The sequence below is a fragment of the Pseudomonas sp. 57B-090624 genome (assembly GCF_003234055.1).
GTDB classification, from domain to species: Bacteria; Pseudomonadota; Gammaproteobacteria; order Pseudomonadales; family Pseudomonadaceae; genus Metapseudomonas; species Metapseudomonas tohonis.
Map to the genome: position 1 here is coordinate 1 of NZ_QKRU01000053.1, position 20,182 is coordinate 20,182.

16 protein-coding genes are annotated in these 20,182 nt (G+C 68.8%); 11 read left to right on the plus strand and 5 right to left on the minus strand.

All coding sequences use genetic code 11. From position 1 onward, the window contains the following. Positions 1-264 precede the first annotated feature (264 nt). The 5 genes from DMX10_RS22515 to DMX10_RS22535 all read left to right on the plus strand — a co-directional run bounded on the left by DMX10_RS22515 (position 265) and on the right by DMX10_RS22535 (position 7,336). Positions 265-1,575, plus strand: coding sequence for an OprD family porin (locus DMX10_RS22515; protein ID WP_111263203.1), 1,311 nt, complete (start codon positions 265-267; stop codon positions 1,573-1,575). A 55-nt stretch (positions 1,576-1,630) separates the two neighbouring features. Then, a complete protein-coding gene (gene aldA, locus DMX10_RS22520) occupies positions 1,631-3,055 on the plus strand; it encodes an aldehyde dehydrogenase (protein WP_111263168.1) in 1,425 nt (474 codons plus the stop codon). A 97-nt stretch (positions 3,056-3,152) separates the two neighbouring features. Beyond that, positions 3,153-4,454: a nitrate/nitrite transporter gene (locus tag DMX10_RS22525; protein WP_111263204.1), complete on the plus strand. Its 1,302-nt coding sequence runs from the start codon at positions 3,153-3,155 to the stop codon at positions 4,452-4,454. Continuing rightward, positions 4,451-5,668 carry a mandelate racemase/muconate lactonizing enzyme family protein gene (locus DMX10_RS22530; protein ID WP_111263169.1) on the plus strand — a complete coding sequence of 406 codons (1,218 nt, stop codon included), beginning with the start codon at positions 4,451-4,453 and terminating at the stop codon, positions 5,666-5,668. The genes DMX10_RS22525 and DMX10_RS22530 overlap by 4 nt, the downstream gene beginning before the upstream one ends. A gap of 57 nt (positions 5,669-5,725) precedes the next feature. Further along, a complete protein-coding gene (locus DMX10_RS22535; protein WP_111263170.1) occupies positions 5,726-7,336 on the plus strand; it encodes a GMC family oxidoreductase in 1,611 nt (536 codons plus the stop codon). A gap of 18 nt (positions 7,337-7,354) precedes the next feature. Here the strand turns inward: DMX10_RS22535 and DMX10_RS22540 are convergent, their stop codons facing one another. Continuing rightward, positions 7,355-8,542 (minus strand): MFS transporter, encoded by a 1,188-nt coding sequence (locus tag DMX10_RS22540; protein WP_111263171.1) that lies wholly within the window; start codon positions 8,540-8,542, stop codon positions 7,355-7,357. Positions 8,543-8,644: 102 nt separating this feature from the next. On the opposite strand from DMX10_RS22540, the gene DMX10_RS22545 reads away from it, so the two are divergent. The 3 genes from DMX10_RS22545 to treS all read left to right on the plus strand — a co-directional run bounded on the left by DMX10_RS22545 (position 8,645) and on the right by treS (position 13,458). Beyond that, positions 8,645-9,427 carry a helix-turn-helix domain-containing protein gene (locus DMX10_RS22545; RefSeq protein WP_111263172.1) on the plus strand — a complete coding sequence of 261 codons (783 nt, stop codon included), beginning with the start codon at positions 8,645-8,647 and terminating at the stop codon, positions 9,425-9,427. Positions 9,428-10,628: 1,201 nt separating this feature from the next. Continuing rightward, positions 10,629-11,297: an HAD family phosphatase gene (locus DMX10_RS22550; protein ID WP_111263173.1), complete on the plus strand. Its 669-nt coding sequence runs from the start codon at positions 10,629-10,631 to the stop codon at positions 11,295-11,297. Between the two features lie 91 nt (positions 11,298-11,388). Continuing rightward, on the plus strand, positions 11,389-13,458 hold the full coding sequence (treS, locus tag DMX10_RS22555) for a maltose alpha-D-glucosyltransferase (protein ID WP_111263174.1): 2,070 nt from the start codon (positions 11,389-11,391) through the stop codon (positions 13,456-13,458). Positions 13,459-13,577: 119 nt separating this feature from the next. On the opposite strand, the gene DMX10_RS22560 is transcribed toward treS, so the two are convergent. Next, positions 13,578-14,039 (minus strand): HNH endonuclease, encoded by a 462-nt coding sequence (locus DMX10_RS22560; RefSeq protein WP_111263175.1) that lies wholly within the window; start codon positions 14,037-14,039, stop codon positions 13,578-13,580. Between the two features lie 141 nt (positions 14,040-14,180). After that, positions 14,181-14,444, minus strand: a complete 264-nt coding sequence (locus DMX10_RS33710) for a DUF6021 family protein (RefSeq protein ID WP_111263176.1) — start codon at positions 14,442-14,444, stop codon at positions 14,181-14,183. Positions 14,445-14,613: 169 nt separating this feature from the next. Between DMX10_RS33710 and DMX10_RS22570 the strand changes: the two genes are divergently transcribed. The 3 genes from DMX10_RS22570 (at position 14,614) to nirD (ending at position 18,247) form a co-directional block, all read left to right on the plus strand. Further along, on the plus strand, positions 14,614-14,901 hold the full coding sequence (locus DMX10_RS22570; protein ID WP_111263177.1) for a hypothetical protein: 288 nt from the start codon (positions 14,614-14,616) through the stop codon (positions 14,899-14,901). Between the two features lie 413 nt (positions 14,902-15,314). Beyond that, the gene (nirB, locus tag DMX10_RS22575; protein WP_111263178.1) at positions 15,315-17,876 is read left to right on the plus strand and encodes a nitrite reductase large subunit NirB; all 2,562 of its coding nucleotides are present in this window, start codon (positions 15,315-15,317) and stop codon (positions 17,874-17,876) included. After that, positions 17,873-18,247, plus strand: coding sequence for a nitrite reductase small subunit NirD (gene nirD, locus DMX10_RS22580; RefSeq protein WP_111263179.1), 375 nt, complete (start codon positions 17,873-17,875; stop codon positions 18,245-18,247). The genes nirB and nirD overlap by 4 nt, the downstream gene beginning before the upstream one ends. 273 nt (positions 18,248-18,520) lie before the next feature. Here the strand turns inward: nirD and DMX10_RS22585 are convergent, their stop codons facing one another. Next, complete coding sequence (locus tag DMX10_RS22585; RefSeq protein WP_111263180.1) at positions 18,521-19,495, minus strand: sensor domain-containing diguanylate cyclase; 975 nt, start codon at positions 19,493-19,495, stop codon at positions 18,521-18,523. A 103-nt stretch (positions 19,496-19,598) separates the two neighbouring features. Further along, positions 19,599-20,174, minus strand: a complete 576-nt coding sequence (locus DMX10_RS22590; RefSeq protein WP_111263181.1) for a hypothetical protein — start codon at positions 20,172-20,174, stop codon at positions 19,599-19,601. Positions 20,175-20,182 lie beyond the last annotated feature (8 nt).

The window sequence follows — 20,182 nt, forward strand, 5'->3', positions numbered from 1 at the left end:
CATGGGTGCGGTGCTCGTTGTTGTTGTTGGAGGAGCGGTGCCGGTCGAACCAGCTGCGGCGATTTCTAGCACCGCCCGGGCGGCGGCCGGTAGCCAGGAAAACTCAAGGGGCCATGACTAAACCTCATGACCACTAACATGCGTTTTTCGAATGATCAGCTCCGAATTTAATCGTTTGTCCGACAACCGGGCGGCAACCAACATGGCGCGACCTCACACACAACAACAATCGAGGACGTCAACGTGCCCCACCCTGCCCGCTTACTGCCCAGGCTCCCCACCCTCACCCTCCTGCTCTGCGGCCTGCCGCTGCTCGCCACGGCCGAGGAGAAGGCCCCCGAGGGCTTCATCGAAGGCAGCTCGCTGAAGCTGATCAACCGCAACTTCTACTTCAACCGCGATTTCCGCTCCCGGGGGGACGGCCTGTTCAACGGCCGCCGGCAGAGCTATCGCGAGGAATGGGCCCAGGGCTTCCAGGGCTTCTACAGCTCCGGCTACACCGCCGGCACGGTCGGCGTCGGCCTCGATGCCCACGCCCTGCTGGGGCTGAAGCTCGACAGCGGTGGCGGCACCGCCGGCACCAACCTGCTGCCGCTGGACAGCCGCAACCATGCCGAGGACGACTACGCCGCCGCCGGCGCCGCGCTCAAGCTGCGCGCCTTCGACACCGAGCTGAAGCTGGGCGACCTGTTCCCCGTCACCCCGGTGTTCCAGCGTGGCGACGGCCGCCTGCTGCCGCAGAGCTTCCGCGGCGTCTCGCTGGAGAACCGGAGCATCGACGGCCTGAGCCTGCAGGGCGGCCACCTGCACGCGGCACGCAACAAGGCCAGCAGCAACCACGACGGCGAGATGAGCACCGAGTACGGTGGCACCGCCTATGAATCCGCCAGCTACTTCGGCGGCGACTACGACGCCCCCGACGGCACCCTGCTGAGCCTCTACCAGGCGCGCTACGAGGACGTGTGGAGCCAGACCTACCTGAGCCTGGCCCGCCGCTTCACCCTCGATGACGACAGCGCCCTGGCCCTGGGCGCCAACCTCTACCGCACCCGCGACCAGGGCAGCGCCCGTGCCGGCGAGATCGATACCGACAGCTGGAGCGCCTACGCGCGCCTGAGCATCGGCGCCCACAGCTTCATGCTCGCCCACCAGCGCATCGACGGTGACCAGCCGTTCGACTACCTGGGCGATGGCGACTCCATCTACCTGGCCAACTCGGTGCTCTATTCGGACTTCAACTCGCCCAACGAGCGCTCCTGGCAGGTGCGCTACGACCTCGACCTGGCCCCCTTCGGCGTGCCGGGCCTGAGCCTGATGACCCGCTACCTGCGCGGCACCGGCATCGACAACTCCAGGGTCGACCCCAACGGCGCCTATGCCTACTACGCGCGCCTGGGCGACGGCGGCCGCCACTGGGAACGGGACGTCGAGGTCAAGTACGTGGTGCAGAACGGCCCGGCCAAGGACCTCTCCATCACCGTGCAGCAGACCATCCACCGTGCCAACGCCGCCCAGGCCGATGGCGACGTGGACCAGGTCCGGATCATCACCCAGTACCCCCTGGAAATTTTCTGAGAGAGCGGCGCCCGGCCCCGTGCCGGGCGCCATCCGCGCAACAAGGTAGAGAACCATGCGACACGAGCAGATATTCGTCGGCGGCCAGTTCGTCGAACCCGAGAGCGATGCGACCATCGCCGTGCACAACCCCGCCACCGAGGCGCTGATCGGCCAGGTACCTTCAGCCACCGCCGCCGAAGCGCTGCACGCGGTGGACATGGCCGCCGCCGCGCAGAAGCGCTGGAGCCGCCTCACCAGCATCGAGCGCGCCGAGCACCTGCGACGCTTCGCCGATGCCCTGGTGGCCGATGCCGAGGCCATAGGCGCGGCGCTGGCGGCCGAATCCGGCAAGAGCCTGGAAGACGTCGGCAACGAGGCGCGCTACGCCGCCGACATCACCCGCTACCACGCCGAATGGGCGCGGCGCATCGAGGGGGAAGTGATCCCCAGCGACACCCCGGACGAGACCCTGCTGCTGCAGCGCGAGCCCATCGGCGTGGTGGCCTGCCTGATCCCCTTCAACTACCCGGTCTACACCCTGTTGCGCAAAGTGGCGCCTGCGCTGATCGCCGGCAACACGGTGGTGGTGCGCCCGAGCAACAACACGCCGCTGTCGGCCTTCGCCATCGCCCGCGCCGCCCAGCGTGCCGGGCTGCCGGACGGGGTGTTCAACCTGCTGACCATGGACCATGCCACCGCCGGCGCCCTGTGCACCCACCCGGCGGTGGGCATGATCACCCTCACCGGCAGCGTCAACGCCGGGCGCACGGTGCTGGAGTACTGCAAGGCCAACATCGCCAAGCCCTCCCTGGAACTGGGCGGCAAGACGCCGGCGATCATCGCCGCCGACGCCGACCTGGAGAAGGCCGCCACCGACCTGGTGCGTTCCAAGACCACCCACTGCGGCCAGCTGTGCACGGCCATCGAACGGGTCTACGTGCAGGCCGGCGTGCACGACCGCTTCCTCGCCCTGCTGAAGGAGAAGATGGCCGCCGTGCGCAGCGGCGACCGCGCCGAGGACCCGACGTGCATGGGCCCGCTGGTCAATGCCGCCGCCCGCGAGCATATCCACGCCCTGGTGCAGCGCGCCCAGGCCGAGGGCGCGGTGCTGGAGACCGGCGGCGTGCTGCCGCAAGGGCCCGGCCACTTCTACCCCGCCACCCTGCTCAGCGGCTGCCGCCAGGCCATGGAGATCGTCCGCGAGGAAAGCTTCGGCCCCATCCTCCCGGTGCTCGCCTACCAGGACCTGGACGAGGCCATCGCCCTGGCCAACGACCACCAGTTCGGCCTGGCCTCGGTGCTCTACACCGAGGACTACCGCAGCGCCATGAAGGTGGCCAACGCCATCGAGGCCGGCGAGCTCTACATCAACCGCACCCCGGCCGACCCCTACCAGGGCTACCACGCCGGCTGGAAGCGTTCCGGCCTCGGCGGTGACGACGGCAAGCACGGCATGCTCGAGTTCACCCAGACCCGCCTGGTGGTGATGAAGTACTGATCCACGGCTGCCCCCCCTGCACGGCGCAGCCGTGCGGGGCATACCAACAAGAACAATGATTGAGGTGCGCGCCCGGCGCGTGCCCGAGGATGCCTCGATGTCCAGAACCGCTGCCCAGATCGACGCCGCCCCCGGAACCGGGGAGAACGGCAAGGCCCAACGCTATATCCAGCTGATCCTGCTGGTGCTCGCCGCCGGCGCCATCTACCCCGTGCTCTACCTGCGCCAGGTGTACCAGAGCACCATGCTGGAGGTGTTCGCCATCAGCAACACCGAACTGGGCTACCTCTACTCCATGCTCGGCACCCTGTTCCTGGTCAGCTACCTGCCCAGCGGCTGGCTCGCCGACCGCCTGCCGCCGCGCCTGCTGATCAGCTTCTCCCTGGTGGCCACCGGCCTGCTGGCGCTCTGGTACTCCACCGCCCCCGGCTTCGACAGCCTGCTGGTGATCTATGCCGGCTGGGGCATCAGCACCGGGCTGACCTTCTGGGCCTCGGTGCTCAAGCGGGTGAAGATGATCGCCCGCACCGACGAGCAGGGCCGCTTCTTCGGCATCCTCGACGGCGGCCGCGGCCTGGTGGAAGCGCTGCTGGCTACGGTGGCCATCGCCCTGTTCGCCTACGCCACCGAGACCCGGGGGCAATCGACCCAGGTCGGCTTCACCCACGTCATCTACCTCTACGCCTGCACCTGCATCCTGCTCGGCGTGCTGATGCTGGGGGTGAAGGACCCGAAAGGTGCCGGCCGCGACCCGGCGGAGCGCCAAGCCAACAACCTGCTGCAGGACCTGCGCACCCTGGCACGCATTCCCGAACTGTGGCTGGTGGCCGCCATCGTCTTCTGCGGCTACCACATCTTCTGGGCCACCTACAGCTTCTCCGCCTACCTGCAGGAAGGCGGCTTCGGCCTCAGCGCCGTGATGGCCGGCACCATCACCACCATCAAGCTGTGGATGCGCCCCATCGGCGGCATCGGCGGCGGCTACCTGGGCGACCGCTTCTCCACCATCTCGGTGCTGATCGCAGCCCTGGCCCTGGCCACCCTGGGCATGCTCGGCCTGATCCTCCTGCCCGCCCTGCACAACCTCGCCGTGCTGGTGGTGCTGGTGCTGTTCATCGGCCTGCTCACCTATGCCATACGCGGCCTCTACTGGGCCATCCTCGACAGCTGCCACATTCCCCTGCGCATCACCGGCCTGGCCATCGGCATCATCTCGGTGGTGGGCTACTCCCCGGACGTGTTCATCCCGCTGATCAACGGCTGGATCGCCGACGCCTTCCCCGGCTTCCCCGGCTACCGGATCTATTTCGGCTACATCGCCGCCATCGGCGCCCTCGGCGTGCTGGCCGCATTCACCCTGAAAAAACGCATCGACCGCAAGGCAGGCAACCGCCCATGAAGATCGTCTCCCTGGAAACCCACGTCGTCGCCGTTCCCCCGCCCCACATCGGCGGCATGTACTGGCTGTTCGTGAAGCTCAAGACCGACTGCGGCATCGAGGGCGTCGGCGAGGTCTACGCCGCCACCTTCGGCCCCCAGGCCATGGTGCCGGTGATCGAGGATGTGTTCGCCCGCTACCTGCTGGAGCAGGACCCGCACCACATCGAGCGTTTCTTCCGCCGCGCCTACTCCAGCGGCTTCACCCAGCGCCCGGACCTGACCATGATGGGCGTCGTCTCGGGCCTGGAAATGGCCTGCTGGGACATCATCGGCAAGGCCGCCGGCAAGCCGGTGTACGAGCTCCTCGGCGGCCTGGTGAACGAGCGCCTGCGCGCCTACACCTACCTCTACCCGGTGAACGCCAGGGGCGAGTACGACTACGACGACCCGGACCTCGCCGCCGAATGCGCGGTGAAGAACATGGAGCTGGGCTTCACCGCCCTGAAGTTCGACCCCGCCGGGCCCTACACGGCGTTCTCCGGGCACCAGCTGTCGCTGGAGGTGATGGACCGCTGCGAGACCTTCTGCCGGAAGATCCGCGAAGCGGTGGGCAACCGCTGCGACCTGCTGTTCGGCACCCATGGGCAGATGGTGCCCTCCTCGGCCATCCGCCTCGCCCAGCGCCTGGAGAAGTACGACCCGCTGTGGTTCGAGGAACCCATCCCGCCGGGCCAGGAAGCCGCCATGGGCCAGGTGGCGGCGAAGACCTCCATCCCCATCGCCGCCGGCGAGCGGCTGACCACCAAGTACGAGTTCCACAAGCTGCTGGCCGCCGGTGGCGCCTCCATCCTGCAGATGAACCTCGGCCGCTGCGGCGGCCTGCTGGAGGCGAAGAAGATCGCCAGCCTGGCCGAGGCCTACTACGCGCAGATCGCCCCGCATCTCTACAACGGCCCCATCGGCGCCGCCGCCAGCTTCCAGCTGGCCGCCTGCACGCCGAACTTCCTGATCCAGGAAAGCATCGAGACCTGGGGCGGCTTCCACGCCCAGGTGCTGAAGCGGCCGCTGCAGCTGGAGGACGGCTACATCATCCCGTCCCGCGAGCCGGGCCTGGGCGTCGAGCTGGACATGGACGTGGTGCGCGCCCACTCGCCCTATCACGGGCAGCGCCTGCACCTGCAGATGGCCCCGGACCCGGTTGACGTGCGCGACACCGCGCCGGCCAGGGGCTGACCACGCATTCACGCCCCCCCCAGCGGGGCACCCAACGGACAACGCGGTAATCGATCCATGAAGTACGACTACATCATCGTCGGCGCCGGCTCCGCCGGCTGCATCCTCGCCAACCGCCTCAGCGCCTCCGGCGAGCACTCGGTGCTGCTGCTGGAAGCCGGCGGCAAGGACAGTTCCCCCTGGTTCAAGGTGCCGGTGGGCTTCGCCAAGATGTACTACAACCCCACCTACAACTGGATGTACTACAGCGAGCCCGAGAAGCAGCTCGCCGGCCGCCGCATCTATGCCCCGCGCGGCAAGGTGCAGGGCGGTTCCGGCTCGATCAACGCGATGATCTACGTGCGCGGCCAGCCCCACGACTTCGACGACTGGGCGGCGGGCGGCAACGACGGCTGGTCGTTCAAGGACGTGCTGCCCTACTTCCGCAAGCTGGAAAGCCACCCCCTGGGCGACACCGCCTACCACGGCGCCGACGGCCCCATCCACATCAGCCCCATGAAGGGCCACACCCACCCCATCTGCGACACCTTCATCGAAGGCTGCCAGCAACTGGGCTACGGGCGCAGCGAAGACTTCAACGGGGCCGACTTCGAGGGCGCCGGGCTCTACGACGTCAACACCCGCAACGGCCAGCGCTGCTCCAGCAGCTTCGCCTACCTGCACCCGGTGCTGGGCCGGCCGAACCTGGCCATCGAGCACCACGCCCTGGCCCAGCGCCTGCTGTTCGACGCCCGGGGCCGGGCCACCGGCGTGGTGGTCAGCCAGCACGGCGTGGAGCGCAGCTTCAGCGCAGGCAAGGAGGTGATCCTGGCGGCCGGCGCGGTGGACACGCCCAAGCTGCTGCAGCTCTCGGGCGTCGCCGACCGCGAGCTGCTGGCCCGCCACGGCATCCCCCTGGTGCACGACCTGCCAGCCGTGGGCCGCAACCTGCAGGACCACCTCTGCGTCAGCTACTACTACAAGGCCAGGGTGCCCACCCTCAACGACGAGCTGAGCTCGCTGCTGGGCCAGGTGAAGCTGGGCATCCAGTACCTGCTGACGCGCAAGGGCGCGCTGTCGATGAGCGTGAACCAGGCCGGTGGATTCTTCCGTGGCGACGCGCACCAGCCGCACCCGAACCTGCAGCTCTATTTCAACCCGCTGTCGTACCAGATACCCAGGAACAACAAGGCCAGCCTCAAGCCCGAGCCCTATTCAGGCTTCCTGCTGTGCTTCAACCCGTGCCGCCCCACCAGCCGGGGCAGCATCGAGATCGCCTCGAAGGACCCCACCGACGCGGCGCTGATCCGCCCCAACTACCTGAGCACGCAAAAGGACATCGACGAAGCCATCCAGGGCAGCCGGCTGATCCGCAGGATCATGGCCGCCCCGGCGCTCAAGGCGATCACGGTGGAGGAAGTGCTGCCCGGCCCTGCGGTGGACGACGACGAGGCCATGCTGCGGTACTTCCGCGAGAACTCCGGCTCCATCTACCACCTGTGCGGGTCCTGTGCGATGGGCGCCGACCCGCGCACCTCGGTGGTGGACGCGCGGCTGCGGGTGCATGGCGTCGAAGGGCTGCGCATCGTCGATGCCTCGATCTTCCCCAACGTCACCTCGGGCAACACCAATGCCGCGGTGATGATGGTGGCGGAGAAAGGCGCCGACCTGATCCTCGCCGACGCCTAGCAGAGCAAGGGCGTGGAACTAGCCGATCTGCCGCGCCCTGCCCGCCAGCCAGCCGGCCACCGCCATGGCCAGGGACAGCGCCAGGCACAGGGCCAGCGCCAGGCCCCAGCCGCCGGCGGCGTCGTGCAGGCGGCCCATCAGCGGCGGGCCGAAGGCGGCCAGCAGGTAGCCCACGCACTGCACCATGCCGGAGAGCGCGGCGGCCTGCTGGGGGTTGCCGGCGCGCAGGCTGATGAAGGTCAGGCCGAGGATGATCACCGCCCCCGCCCCGGCGCCGAAGAGCATGGCCCAGAGGATCGACCAGCCCGGCGCCAGCATCAGGCCGAGCAGCCCGACACCCGCCAGCAGCGCCATGGCCAGGGCGATGAAGCGCTGGTCCTTCATGCGGTTGACCAGCGGCGCCAGCACCAGCCCCGGCAGCGCCGAGGCCAGCTGCAGCAGGCCATGGGCGGTACCCGCCTCGGCCGGTGAGTAGCCGGCACTGGCCATGATCGACGGCAGCCAGCCCACCAGCACGTAGTAGAGGAAGGAGTTGATGCCCATGAACAGGGTGATCTGCCAGGCCAGCGCCGAATGCCAGACGCGCCCGCCATGCAGCGGCCCCGGCGTGCCCTGGGCCGGCGCGCTGTGCTGGCCCAGCTGCGGGCTCCAGGCCACCATCGCCAGCAGCGGCAGGACGATCACCGCGCCCAGCGCCAGGCGCCAGCCGCTCTCGGCCGCCTGGGCCAGGGGCACCGCGACCATGGAGGCCAGGGCCGCGGCGACGCCCATGGTCACCGCATAGGCGCCGGTGAGGCTGGCGATGCTGCGGGGGAAATCGCGCTTGAGCAGGCTCGGCAGCAGCACGTTGCCGACGGCGATGCCCGAGCCGATCACCCAGGTGCCGAGGTACAGGCACCAGACCGGCCCCAGCGAGCGCATGACGATGCCGCCGGCGATCAGGATCAACGCGCCGAACAGCGTGGGTTCCAGGCCGTATTCCCGCGCCAGCATGGCGGAGAACGGCGAGATCAGCGCGAAGGCCAGCAGCGGCAGCGTGGTGAGGATGCCGGCCTCGGCGTTGGACAGGCCGAACGCCGGCTGGATCAGCCCCAGCAGCGGCGCCACGCCGGTGACGGGCGCGCGCAGGTTGGCGGCGATGAGCAGGATGCCGAGGATCAGCAAGGCGGGTCGGGCGACCGAGGCGGTCAGGGTGCGGGTGGACATGGAAACGGGCCGAAGAGGAGTGGGCCGCTACGTTACGGCCTACACGCATCGGCTGAATCTGGATATATTGCCGATCGATTTGCAAATCCGGCCAGATTCACCATGTCCCTGGAACGCGCCCTCAGCATCGACCCGGACCTCTCCCACCGCCCTGCCGTGGCGATGAAAGTCGACATCTCCGACAGCCGCAGCGAAGTACCCATGCACAGCCACCGCAAGGGCCAGCTGATCATCGCGCTGCGCGGCGGCGTCACCTGCGAGGTGCCCAACGCCCTGCTGATGGTGCCGCCGCAATGCGCCATCTGGCTGCCTGGCGGCACGCCCCACAGCAACCGTGCCACCGCCAACGCGCACATCTGGTTCCTCTTCATCGAGCCCGGCTGCGCGGACCTGCCGGACGAGTGCTGCACCCTGAGCATCACGGCGCTGCTGCGCGAGGGCATCCGCCACCTGGCCGAGCTGCCCTGGGACTACGAGCCCGGCAGCGCCACCGACCACCTGGTGCGCTTCCTCCTCGCCGAACTGGCACGCATGCCCCGCGAGCGGCACCTGCTGCCGGTCTCCGACGACCCGCGCATCCGCCTCATCGCCACCGCCCTGGCCGACGACCCGGCCGATCGCAGCACCCTGGCGCAATGGGCCGCGCGCGTGGCCATGAGCGAACGCAGCCTGGCGCGCCTGGTGCAGAAGGAAACCGGCCTCAGCTTCGGCCGCTGGCGCCAGCAGCTGCACCTGCTGGTGGCCCTGCGCCTGCTGGCCGGCGGCGCCACGGTGCAGCAGGTCTCGGGCGATCTTGGCTATGAATCGGTGAGTGCGTTCATCACCATGTTCAAGAAGGCCCTGGGCATGCCGCCGGCCCGCTACTTCGCCGCGCTGGAGGGCTAGAAAGCCACCGTCGACCTACGGCCGATCCGTGCCGGTGGATGGCCCGTAGCCCGGGCTTCGGCCCGGGGTTTCAATCGACCCCGCCTGGTGGATGAAAAAAGCGTCATCCACCCGACCCACGCCGGATATGCACGCGCCCGAAAGCCCCACCGTCGTGGGGTGGACCACGCTCCACCGGTCCACCAGGCGAGGCCGTGCCTGGCACCCAGCCCCCAATCACAGGAGCGAATTCATTCGCGAAAAACAGGCCGGCACCCGGGCATCGGTCCGGGCTCAAGATCAGCTCCGATCGGTGGATGAAAAGAGCGTCATCCACCCGACCCGCACCGGATATGCACGCGCCCGGAAGCCGCACCGTCCGTAGGGTGGACCCCGCTCCACCGGTCCACCAGGCGAGGCCGGGCCTGGCACCCAGCCCCCAATCACAGGAGCGAATTCATTCGCGAAAAACAGGCCGGCACCCGGGCATCGGTCCGGGCTCAAGACCAGCTCCGATCGGTGGATGAAAAGAGCGTCATCCACCCGACCCGCACCGGATATGCACGCGCCCGGAAACCGCACCGTCCGTAGGGTGGACCCCGCTCCACCGGTCCACCAGGCGAGGCCGGGCCTGGCACCCAGCCCCCAATCACAGGAGCGAATTCATTCGCGAAAAACAGGCCGGCGCCCGGGCATCGGTCCGGGGTCAAGATCAGCTCCGATCGGTGGATGAAAAAAGCGTCATCCACCCGACCCGCACCGGATATGCACGCGCCCGGAAACCGCACCGTCCGTAGGGTGGACCCCGCTCCACCGGTCCACCAGGCGAGGCCGGGCCTGGCACCCAGCCCCCAATCACAGGAGCGAATTCATTCGCGAAAAACAGGCCGGCGCCCGGGCATCGGTCCGGGGTCAAGATCGGCTCCGATCGGTGGATGAAAAGAGCGTCATCCACCCTACCCGCCAGATACGCACGCGCCCGGAAGCCGCACCGTCGTAGGGTGGACCACGCTCCACCGGTCCACCAAGCGTGGCCATGCGTGGCACCCAAGCCCGGCCCCAGCCCCGATCGCAGGAGCGAATTCATTCGCGAAAAACAGGCCGGCGCCGGGCATCGGTCCGGGGTCAAGATCAGCGCCGCCCCTGCCCTTCCCCCTTGGCGCAGCCCGCCCGCGAATGCGATTCTGTCGCCCGTCCTGCAGCAGTCAACGGGGGAGAAGCAATGGACGCGTCACGCATCGAAGGTTTCCTGCTCGACCTGGACGGCACCCTGGTCGACACCGAGAGCATCAACCTGGCGAGCACCGTGGCGGCCATCGAGACCCTCGGCCTGGTGGGCGCCGCCGAGCTGTGCGAGGCGTTGGTGGGCATCGACTGGCCGGCCTATCGCCAGCGCCTGTTCGACCACTACGGCGAGGACTTCCCGCTCAAGGATTTCGGCGCCGCCTACTTCGCCCACAAGGCGCGGATCATGGAGAACGGCCTGCCGCTCAAGGAAGGCGTGGTGCCGCTGCTGGAGGCCATGCGCGCCAGCGGCCGGCCCATGGCGATCGCCACCTCCTCGGGCCGCGAGACCGCCGAGGAGCACCTGGAGCTGGGGGGCATCGCCCATTACTTCGACGCCATCGCCACCCGTGACGACGTGCCCCTGGGCAAGCCCGACCCGGCCCTGTACCTGCTCGCCGCCCGGCATATCGAGCGCCACCCCGGCGCCTGCCTGGCCATCGAGGACTCCATCCCCGGCGTCGCCGCCGCCCACGCCGCCGGGGTGCCGACGCTGATGGTGCCGGACCTGCGCCAGCCGCCCGAGGCGACCCGCTCCCTGTGCCTGGACGTGCTGCCGAGCCTGGTGCAGGTGCTGGAGCTGCTGCGCCGCCAGGGCGTGGTCTGAGATCACCTGAACAAAGCCCGCGCTCCATCGCTCTCAACAAGGGAAGCGCTGCCGGCCCGTTCCCGGTGGCCCACCACCCAGGGAGCGAACGATGCCCATCCCCGACAGCGACCAGGTCACCTGGCTGGTCGAACACTCCATGCTCGAAGCCGCGCGCCAGCGGGCGCGCCTCTACGCCGGCCAGCCGCGCCTGTGGCAACACCCCTATGCGCAGACCCGGCCGCGCAGCGTCACCGCCGTGGCCTCGGTGTGGGTCACCGTGTATCCCGCCTCGATCATCACCGCCGAGGGCGGCTCGGTGCTCGAGGCGCTGGGCGACGAGCGCCTCTGGGCGGCCTTCTCCGACCTCGGCATCCAGGGCATCCACACCGGGCCGCTGAAGCGCTCCGGCGGGTTGCGCGGGCGTGACTACACACCGACCGTGGACGGCAATTTCGACCGCATCGGCCTGGACATCGACCCGCGTTTCGGCACCGACGAGCAGCAGGTCCACCTCAGCCGCGTGGCCGCCGCGCACAACGCGGTGACCATCGACGACAGCATCCCCGCCCACACCGGCAAGGGCGCCGACTTCCGCCTGGCGGAGATGGCCTACGGGGACTACCCCGGCATCTACCACATGGTGGAGATCCAGGAGGCCGACTGGCCGCTGCTGCCGGAGGTGCCCGAGGGCCGCGACGCGGTGAACCTGCCGCCGGAAACGGTGGACGCCCTGCGCGACCGCCACTACCTGGTGGGCCAGTTGCAGCGGGTGATCTTCTTCGAGCCCGGGGTCAAGGAGACCGACTGGAGCGCCACGGCGCCCGTGCGTGGCGTGGACGGCAAGCTGCGGCGCTGGGTCTACCTGCATTACTTCAAGGAAGGCCAGCCGTCCTTGAACTGGCTGGACCCGACCTTCGCCGCGCAGCAACTGATCATCGGCGACGCGCTGCACTCCATCGACGTGCTCGGCGCCCGCGTGCTGCGCCTGGACGCCAACGGCTTCCTCGGCGTCGAGCGGCGCGCCCAGGGCAACGCCTGGTCGGAGAGCCACCCGCTGTCGGTCACCGGCAACCAGCTGCTCGGCGGCATGATCCGCAAGGCCGGCGGCTTCAGCTTCCAGGAGCTGAACCTGACCCTGGACGACATCGCCGCCATGTCCCAGGGCGGCGCCGACCTCTCCTACGACTTCATCACCCGTCCGGCCTACCAGCACGCCCTGCTCACCGGCGACACCGAGTTCCTGCGCCTGATGCTCAACCAGATGCACGCCTTCGGCATCGACCCGGCCTCGCTGATCCACGCCCTGCAGAACCACGACGAGCTGACCCTGGAGCTGGTGCATTTCTGGACCCTGCACGCCAACGACACCTATGTCTTCAAGGGCCAGAGCCTGCCGGGCAACATCCTCCGCGAGCACATCCGCGCCGAGATGTACGAGCGCCTGGCCGGCAAGGACGCGCCCTACAACCTCAAGTTCGTCACCAACGGCGTGTCCTGCACCACGGTGAGCATCATCACCGCCGCCCTCGGCATCCGTGATCTCGACGCCATCACCGAGGCGGACATCGCACGCATCCGCCAGGCGCACCTGTTGCTGCTGATGTTCAACGCCATGCAGCCGGGCATCGTCGCCCTCTCCGGCTGGGACCTGGTGGGCGCCCTGCCGCTGGCGCCCGAACAGGTGGAGCCGCTGCTGGCCGACGGCGACACGCGCTGGATCCACCGCGGCGCCTACGACCTGGCGGACCTGGCGCCCGAGGCGACGCTTTCCAGCGAAGGCATGCCCAGGGCGCGCAGCCTGTACGGCAGCCTGGTGGAACAGCTCAAGGACCCGGACTCCTTCGCCGCCCAGGCGCGGCGCATGCTGGCGGTGCGGCGCGCCTATGGCGTGGCCTCCAGCCGGCAGATCCTGATTCCCGCGACGCAGCACCCGGCACTGCTGGTCATGGTCCACGAGCTGCCCGCCGGGCGTGGCATCCAGGTCACCGCGCTGAACTTCGGCGCCGAGCCGCTCAGTGAGGTCATCGTGCTGCCCGATGTCCCGCCGGGGCCGGTGGTGGACATGATCAACGAGCGCCTGGAGGGCGACCTCACCGAACAGGGCGAACTGCACCTGGAGCTGGACGCCTACGAAGGCCTGGCCCTGCGCGTGGCGACCAATGCGCCGCTGGGCATGTAAGGCAGGGCACGGCGCCCGCCCCGGGCTCCGACGTAGGAGCGAGCCCTGCTCGCGAAGCGCTCACCGCCCCGTAGCCCGGGCTACGGGGCTGCGTTTGGTGACCAATGCGCGTTGCCTCTCTAGGCGACGCCGATACCGCTGCCGCCCTGGGGGCCCTGGGTATCACGATCACCGCGATAGGTGCTGCGGGTCGCCCTGCGCTTGCGGTTGCGGGAGCCGCCATTGCACTCGGAGCAGGACAACACCAGGTTCCAGGCGCTGCCGTCGGCGTTTTCCCAACTCTCGGCATCCTCGAACAAGCCCCGGATTTCCTTGTAGTCGATGTCGTGCTTGCCCAGGCTCTTTCGTTTCGGCGCCCGCCCCACTTGCTGATTGACCACGTGATCGCCCTCGACCCCCGAGGACGAGACGGGGTAGCCGCACCAGGCGCAGCGAAAGAACACGAGCTGCTGGCCCCGCACCGACTCCACGAAGAAATTGCCCGTTCTGTAGGCGTTATTGATCACCTGGGCCTTGTACGAGGTACCGGGCCAGTCCGACAGGGTGTGTTTGTTTCCATCTTCATCGTAGTAATCCGGCATGACATATCGCTCCTTGTGCTGGTGAAACTCCGGAAAGCAACAGACTAGAAGCCCATCGGAACAGCGCAAGGGCGGTGCGCAGGCGCAGTGGGGCGGGCCGCGAGCGAAAGGGTCGTCGACCACGCTCACCGGCCCGGAGCGTCAATCGTAGGGCGGGTACTGCTTGCCGGGGGCGCGTGGCCTGGCCGGGTGGGCACCGTCGGTAGGGGCCTGCGGCGGCCCGGGCGGGTCGATCTGCGGGTCGGCGAGGTCGGGGGAGTCGGGGTCGAAGCCCAGCTCGTCGCCCATCTGGCGCCGCAGGCGTTCGCCGTCACGCTCTTTCGGGTAGCCCGGCAGGCCGCGCGCGTCGCCGGGCGAGTCACGCCGGAGCCGGTTCGTGGGATCGGTTTCGTCCTGTTGGGTCATGACGCGTCTCCTCTGTGGCTGTAGAGGGTTCGAGAGGCGACGGCGGCGGGGGTTCGGCCCATCTGACGCGCGGATCGTTTTTTTCATCCGACGATGGTCGCGCCCCCGACGCTGGATTACCCTGGCGGCCTTTCGCCCCCGGGCGCGCGCCTATCACTGGAGACCTTGCATGTACCAAGACACCGCCACCCTGACCGTCAGCGCCGAACACTTCGGCCGCGAAGCCGAGGCGGTGGACAACCCCCGCGTGGACATCGGCCTGGAGACCGTCTCCCCGGGCGTGATGAAGGTGCACTTCAAGGGCCAGCTGGCGGCCCCGGACGAGCCGACCCACGTCTGCATCACCCTGGACATCGGCCTCACCTACTACGGCCCGATCACCGGCGGCGACGCCGGCGTCGAAGGCGGCTGGCTGAGCTTCGAGTGCGACATGCTCGACCCCGACCTGCTCAACTGACCGCCCCGGTGCGCCGCTCCAAAACAGGGAACGGCGCGCCCCAGCGCCCCATCATGGTTCAGCCGACCGCCACGGCCGCCGCCTGATTCCACCGCGCGGGCAAGCGCCACATCCGCGCCGCATGCCTTGCCCCGCAAGGGCCGCGCCCGCCCCGCCACCGCCCCTTCACGCACCTGGCATGCAACCTGCTTTTCCCTGATCGGCTCCGTTGGATTTCTCCACCGGGGCCTCCCGCACGGTCGCCGATGACCCAGCACAGCGGGACGGATGGCCAGGGCAACGGAGCCCGTACGGCCCTCCCCGACACCCACCAATACCAGGCAAAGGCGCCTGGAGCCGCTCGACGGTTCCAGGCGTTTTTTTTTGCATTTTTTTCCGCAGGCCCTGGCAGCGGCTTCGACAGAGGAAGGCTCATGAACGCCATCGTCACCCCGATCAAAAGCGAGATCCTGGTCGTCATCGGCAACGGCATGGTCGGTCACCACTGCGTGGAGCAGTTGATCGAACGTGGCGCCCTGGGGCGCTACCAGGTGCATGTCTACGGCGAGGAGCGCCAGCGCGCCTACGACCGCGTGCACCTTTCCGAATACTTCACCGGCAAGGACGCCGAGGCCCTGGGCCTCGGCGAACCCGGCCTGTACGCCCGCCACGGCGTGCACCTGCACCTGGGCGTGCAGGTGCTGGAGATCGACCGCCAACGCCGCGAAGTGATCACCGCCGAAGGCCGCCAGCCCTACGATCGCCTGGTGCTGGCCACCGGCTCCTACCCCTTCGTGCCGCCGATCCCCGGGGCCGAGGGCCGCTCGCGCCTGGTCTACCGCACCCTCGACGATCTCGACGGCATCCGCGAGGCCGCCGCCAGCGCCCGCCGTGGCGTGGTGGTAGGCGGCGGCCTGCTCGGCCTGGAGGCGGCCAACGCGCTGAAGTCACTGGGCCTGGAAGCCCAGGTGGTGGAGTTCGCCCCACGGCTGATGCCGGTGCAACTGGATGCCGACGGCGGCGCCGCCCTGCGTGCCCGCATCGAGGCCCTTGGGGTGGGTGTGCACCTGGCCCGCGCCACCCAGGAGATCGTCCCCGGCGAGGAATACGCCTACCGCATGCGGTTCAACGACGGCGAATTCCTCGAGACCGACCTGATCGTCTTCTCCGCCGGTATCCGCCCGCAGGACGCCCTCGGTCGCGCTGCCGGCCTGGAGATCGCCCCGCGCGGCGGCGTGGTGATCGACGAAGACTGCCGCACCAGCGACCCGGCGATCTTCGCCATCGGCGAGTGCGCCTCCTGGAACGGTAGCGTCTTCGGCCTGGTCGCCCCCGGCTACGCCATGGCGCGCAACCTCGCCGCGCTGCTGGCCGGCCAGCCCCACGAGCCCTTCAGCGGCGCCGACATGTCCACCAAGCTCAAGCTGCTGGGCGTGGACGTCGGCTCCATCGGCGATGCCCACGCCGCCACGCCCGGTGCGCGCAGCTACCGCTTCATCGACGAAGCCAGCGCCAGCTACCGGCGCCTGGTGGTGTCCGCCGACGGCAAGCGGGTGCTGGGGGCGGTGCTGGTGGGCGACAACAGCTACTACGACACCCTGCTGCAGTACGTGCAGAACGGCATCGAGCCGCCCCGGGACCCGTCCGGCCTGATCCTGCCGCTCTCCGACGGCGCGCCGGCCCTGGGCGTCGACGCCCTGCCCGCCAGCGCGACGATCTGCTCGTGCCACAACGTCAGCAAGGGCGCGGTGTGCTGCGCGGTGGACGAAGGCTGCACCGACCTGGGCGAACTCAAGGCGCAGACCAAGGCCGCCACCGGCTGCGGGGGCTGCGCCGCCCTGCTCAAGCAGGTCTTCGAGCACGAACTGAGCGCCCGCGGCGTGGCCGTCGACACGAGCCTGTGCGAACACTTCGCCCACACCCGCCAGGCGCTCTACGCGATGGTGCGGGTGGAAGGCATCCAGAGCTTCGAGGAACTGCTGGCACGCCATGGCCGTGGCCACACCGGCTGCGACATCTGCAAGCCGGCGGTGGCCTCGATCCTGGCGTCCTGCTGGAACCAGTCGATCACCGACCCGCTGCTGGTGCCGCTGCAGGACACCAACGACACCTTCATGGCCAACATGCAGAAGAACGGCACCTACTCCATCGTGCCGCGCATCGCCGGCGGCGAGATCACCCCGGACAAGCTCATCGTCCTCGGCCAGGTGGCGAAGAAGTACGATCTGTACACCAAGATCACCGGCGGCCAGCGCATCGACCTGTTCGGCGCCCAGCTGCACGAGCTGCCGGCTATCTGGGGCGAGCTGATCGAGGCCGGCTTCGAGACCGGGCATGCCTACGGCAAGTCCCTGCGCACGGTCAAATCCTGCGTCGGCAGCACCTGGTGCCGCTACGGGGTGCAGGACAGCGTGGCCATGGCCCTGCACCTGGAGAACCGCTACAAGGGCCTGCGCTCGCCGCACAAGATCAAGTTCGCCGTCTCCGGCTGCACCCGTGAATGCGCCGAGGCGCAGAGCAAGGACGTCGGCGTGATCGCCACCGACAAGGGCTGGAACCTTTACGTCTGCGGCAACGGCGGCATGCGCCCGCGCCATGCCGAGCTGCTGGCCACCGACCTCGACGACGAGGCCCTGGTGCGCGCCATCGACCGCTTCCTGATGTTCTACGTGCGCACCGCCGACAAGCTGCAGCGCACCTCGGTGTGGCGCGAGAGCCTGGAGGGCGGGCTGGACTACCTCAAGGCGGTGATCCTCGACGACAGCCTGGGCCTGGGCGCCGAGCTGGAGGCGCAGATGCAGCAGGTGGTCGACCGCTACGAATGCGAATGGGCCAATGCCCTGAAGGACCCGGAGAAGCTCAAGCGCTTCCGCACCTTCGTCAACGACCGGCGCGGCGACCCCGACATCCACTTCGTCCGCGAACGCGGCCAGCGCCGGCCGGCGACCGCCAGCGAACTCCACCTGATCCCCGTCACCGAGGAGGTGCACCAATGAGCCAGACCCGCGCCCTGCGAACCACTCCCCAGCCCACCTGGCGCACGCTCTGCGCGGCCCGCGACCTGGTCGCCAACTCCGGCGTCGTCGCCTGGCTCGACGGCGCCCAGGTCGCCCTCTTCCTGCTGCCCGGGGCGGAGGACGGCGAGCGCCTCTACGCCATCGAGAACCGCGACCCGAAATCCGGCGCCAACGTCATCGGCCGCGGCCTGCTCGGCCACATCAAGGGCGAACTGGTGATCGCCTCGCCGCTGTACAAGCAGCACTTCCGCCTGGAGGACGGCAGCTGCGTGGAATACCCCGAACAGCGCCTGCGGGTGTGGCCGGCACGGCTCAACGGCGAGGCGGTGGAAGTGGCGGTGGACGCATAAAGGCCCCGCCAAGGTTGTAGGGGCGAATTCATTCGCCCAGGGCGTAGGTCGGGTGAAACCCGTTGATCCAGGCACCGCGCCACACGCGGGTTGCACCCGCCCTACGGGGCCACTCCTTGCCTCGACCTATCGTCGTGGGAATTCATTCGCGAAATAGGCGAGCGCCGCTGCGTCGGAGGGACACCGCTGGTGGAGGTAAAGAGCGACCTCCACCCTACGCAGCGCTCAAGGCCGTGCTTGAGGTAGCCCGGGAATGGCAGGCAGCGCAGCCGTTCAGGCTGTTCCGCCCTGCTCCTGCCGGGCCTCGGTGTCAGTCCACTGGCCGGCTTCGAAGCGGTTGCGGCCGCCCTGCTTGGCCCGGTACAGCAGGCGATCGACGGATTCGACGAAGGCAAGCGCCTGGTCGTGCTGGGTGGGGATGATGGTGCCGACGCCGAGGCTGACGGTGAGCAGCGAGGCGACCCCGGATTTCTCGTGGGGGATGCAGCGCTCGCGAAGCAGGCGGCGGCAGCGCTCGGCCACCTGGCGGGCGGCGTCGGCATCGGTTTCCGGGAGGATCAGGACGAATTCCTCGCCTCCGAAGCGCCCGACGAGGTCACGCGGGCGGTTGGCGGCCTCGCTCAGCGCCTGGCCGACGCTCTTCAGGCAATCGTCGCCCTGGATGTGGCCGTAGTGGTCGTTGTACTGCTTGAAGTAGTCGATATCGAGGAGGATCAGCGACAGCGGCTGCTGGGTGCGCTGGGCGTTGGCCCACTCCACGTCCAGGGTCGAGTCGACCATGCGCCGGTTGGCCACGCCGGTCAGGCCATCCTTGTAGGAGAACTCTTCCAGCTGCTTCTGCAGCTCCACCAGCTTCTGCTCGGCGTGCTTGCGCTCGCTGATGTCGAACATGAAGCCGATCAGCGCTTGCACCTCGCCGGCCTCGTCGCGCATCACATGCACCACATCGCGGATCCACACGTAGTCGCCGGCGGCGGTAAGGGCGCGGTAGTCGGCCTCGTGATCGGTGCCGGCCTGGGACTGGGAGACGCAGAAGGCGACCACGGCGTCGCGGTCCTCGGGGTGCATGCGTTCGGCCCAGTCATTGACGCTGATCCAGCTGGACGGGCTCCAGCCCAGCAGCGCTTCGATCTGCGGGCCGATGTAGGCGAAGTTCATGGTCTTCCAGTCGATCTTCCAGGGGATCGCCCTGGTGGATTCCAGCAGCGTCTTGTAGACCGCGTTGGTGGTTTCGACTTCGTCTTTCATGGCGGCGTGTTCCGGCGACTGCGTGATGGCCCATGGCTTTTATACAGCAAGCCCGACGCTCTGGAACCCCCGCCGACAGGGCGTCTGGTCGGCGGGCGCAGTGCTATTTCCCGGAGAGGCGGTAGCGCGCCAGCTCCGCCGCCGAGAGCACGCGCATCTGCCGGGGGTCGGTGCGCTGCATGTCCTCCAGCAGGCTGGGCGGGATGTTCATTTCCTTGAAGTAGGCGGCAGCGTTGTAGCGCACGCCCTTGTACAGCGCCTCGTCGCGGGAGGAATCGCCATGGGCGTAGTAGGGGCGGTGCAGGCCCACCGAGCCGCTGACGATCTTGCCGCGCCCGGCGGCCAGCAGGTAGACGCAGGTGCCCTGGCACAGGCCGGTGGACGGCACCAGCGCGTCGAAGCCGGTCTCGCGCAGCAGGCGGCCCATGCGGATGGCTTCAGGCACGCTGCCGCCGATGCTGTCCAGCAGGACGATCTTGCGCACGAACGTGCCGGGATTGCCGAGCACGCCCTTCATCAGCGTGTCGTAGTCACCGGGGGCGATGTCTTCGGACACCTTGGCCACCAGCATCGGGCCGGAGGTGTGCTGGACGGCCTCCACCTCGACCCGCGCGAAGGCGGTGGCCGAGCAGAGGGCGCCGAGGCCGAGGATGGCGGCGCGGAGGAAGGTGCAGGTCATGCGGCGAA

Excerpts from the sequence above, each read along its gene's own strand:
- aldA (WP_111263168.1), top strand. The coding sequence starts at position 1,631 with ATGCGACACGAGCAGATATTCGTCGGCGGCCAGTTCGTCGAACCCGAG.
- DMX10_RS22525 (WP_111263204.1), top strand. The coding sequence starts at position 3,153 with ATGTCCAGAACCGCTGCCCAGATCGACGCCGCCCCCGGAACCGGGGAG.
- DMX10_RS22530 (WP_111263169.1), top strand. The coding sequence starts at position 4,451 with ATGAAGATCGTCTCCCTGGAAACCCACGTCGTCGCCGTTCCCCCGCCC.
- DMX10_RS22535 (WP_111263170.1), top strand. The coding sequence starts at position 5,726 with ATGAAGTACGACTACATCATCGTCGGCGCCGGCTCCGCCGGCTGCATC.
- DMX10_RS22540 (WP_111263171.1), bottom strand. The coding sequence starts at position 8,542 with ATGTCCACCCGCACCCTGACCGCCTCGGTCGCCCGACCCGCCTTGCTG.
- DMX10_RS22545 (WP_111263172.1), top strand. The coding sequence starts at position 8,645 with ATGTCCCTGGAACGCGCCCTCAGCATCGACCCGGACCTCTCCCACCGC.
- DMX10_RS22550 (WP_111263173.1), top strand. The coding sequence starts at position 10,629 with ATGGACGCGTCACGCATCGAAGGTTTCCTGCTCGACCTGGACGGCACC.
- treS (WP_111263174.1), top strand. The coding sequence starts at position 11,389 with ATGCCCATCCCCGACAGCGACCAGGTCACCTGGCTGGTCGAACACTCC.
- DMX10_RS22560 (WP_111263175.1), bottom strand. The coding sequence starts at position 14,039 with ATGCCGGATTACTACGATGAAGATGGAAACAAACACACCCTGTCGGAC.
- DMX10_RS33710 (WP_111263176.1), bottom strand. The coding sequence starts at position 14,444 with ATGACCCAACAGGACGAAACCGATCCCACGAACCGGCTCCGGCGTGAC.
- DMX10_RS22570 (WP_111263177.1), top strand. The coding sequence starts at position 14,614 with ATGTACCAAGACACCGCCACCCTGACCGTCAGCGCCGAACACTTCGGC.
- nirB (WP_111263178.1), top strand. The coding sequence starts at position 15,315 with ATGAACGCCATCGTCACCCCGATCAAAAGCGAGATCCTGGTCGTCATC.
- nirD (WP_111263179.1), top strand. The coding sequence starts at position 17,873 with ATGAGCCAGACCCGCGCCCTGCGAACCACTCCCCAGCCCACCTGGCGC.
- DMX10_RS22585 (WP_111263180.1), bottom strand. The coding sequence starts at position 19,495 with ATGAAAGACGAAGTCGAAACCACCAACGCGGTCTACAAGACGCTGCTG.
- DMX10_RS22590 (WP_111263181.1), bottom strand. The coding sequence starts at position 20,174 with ATGACCTGCACCTTCCTCCGCGCCGCCATCCTCGGCCTCGGCGCCCTC.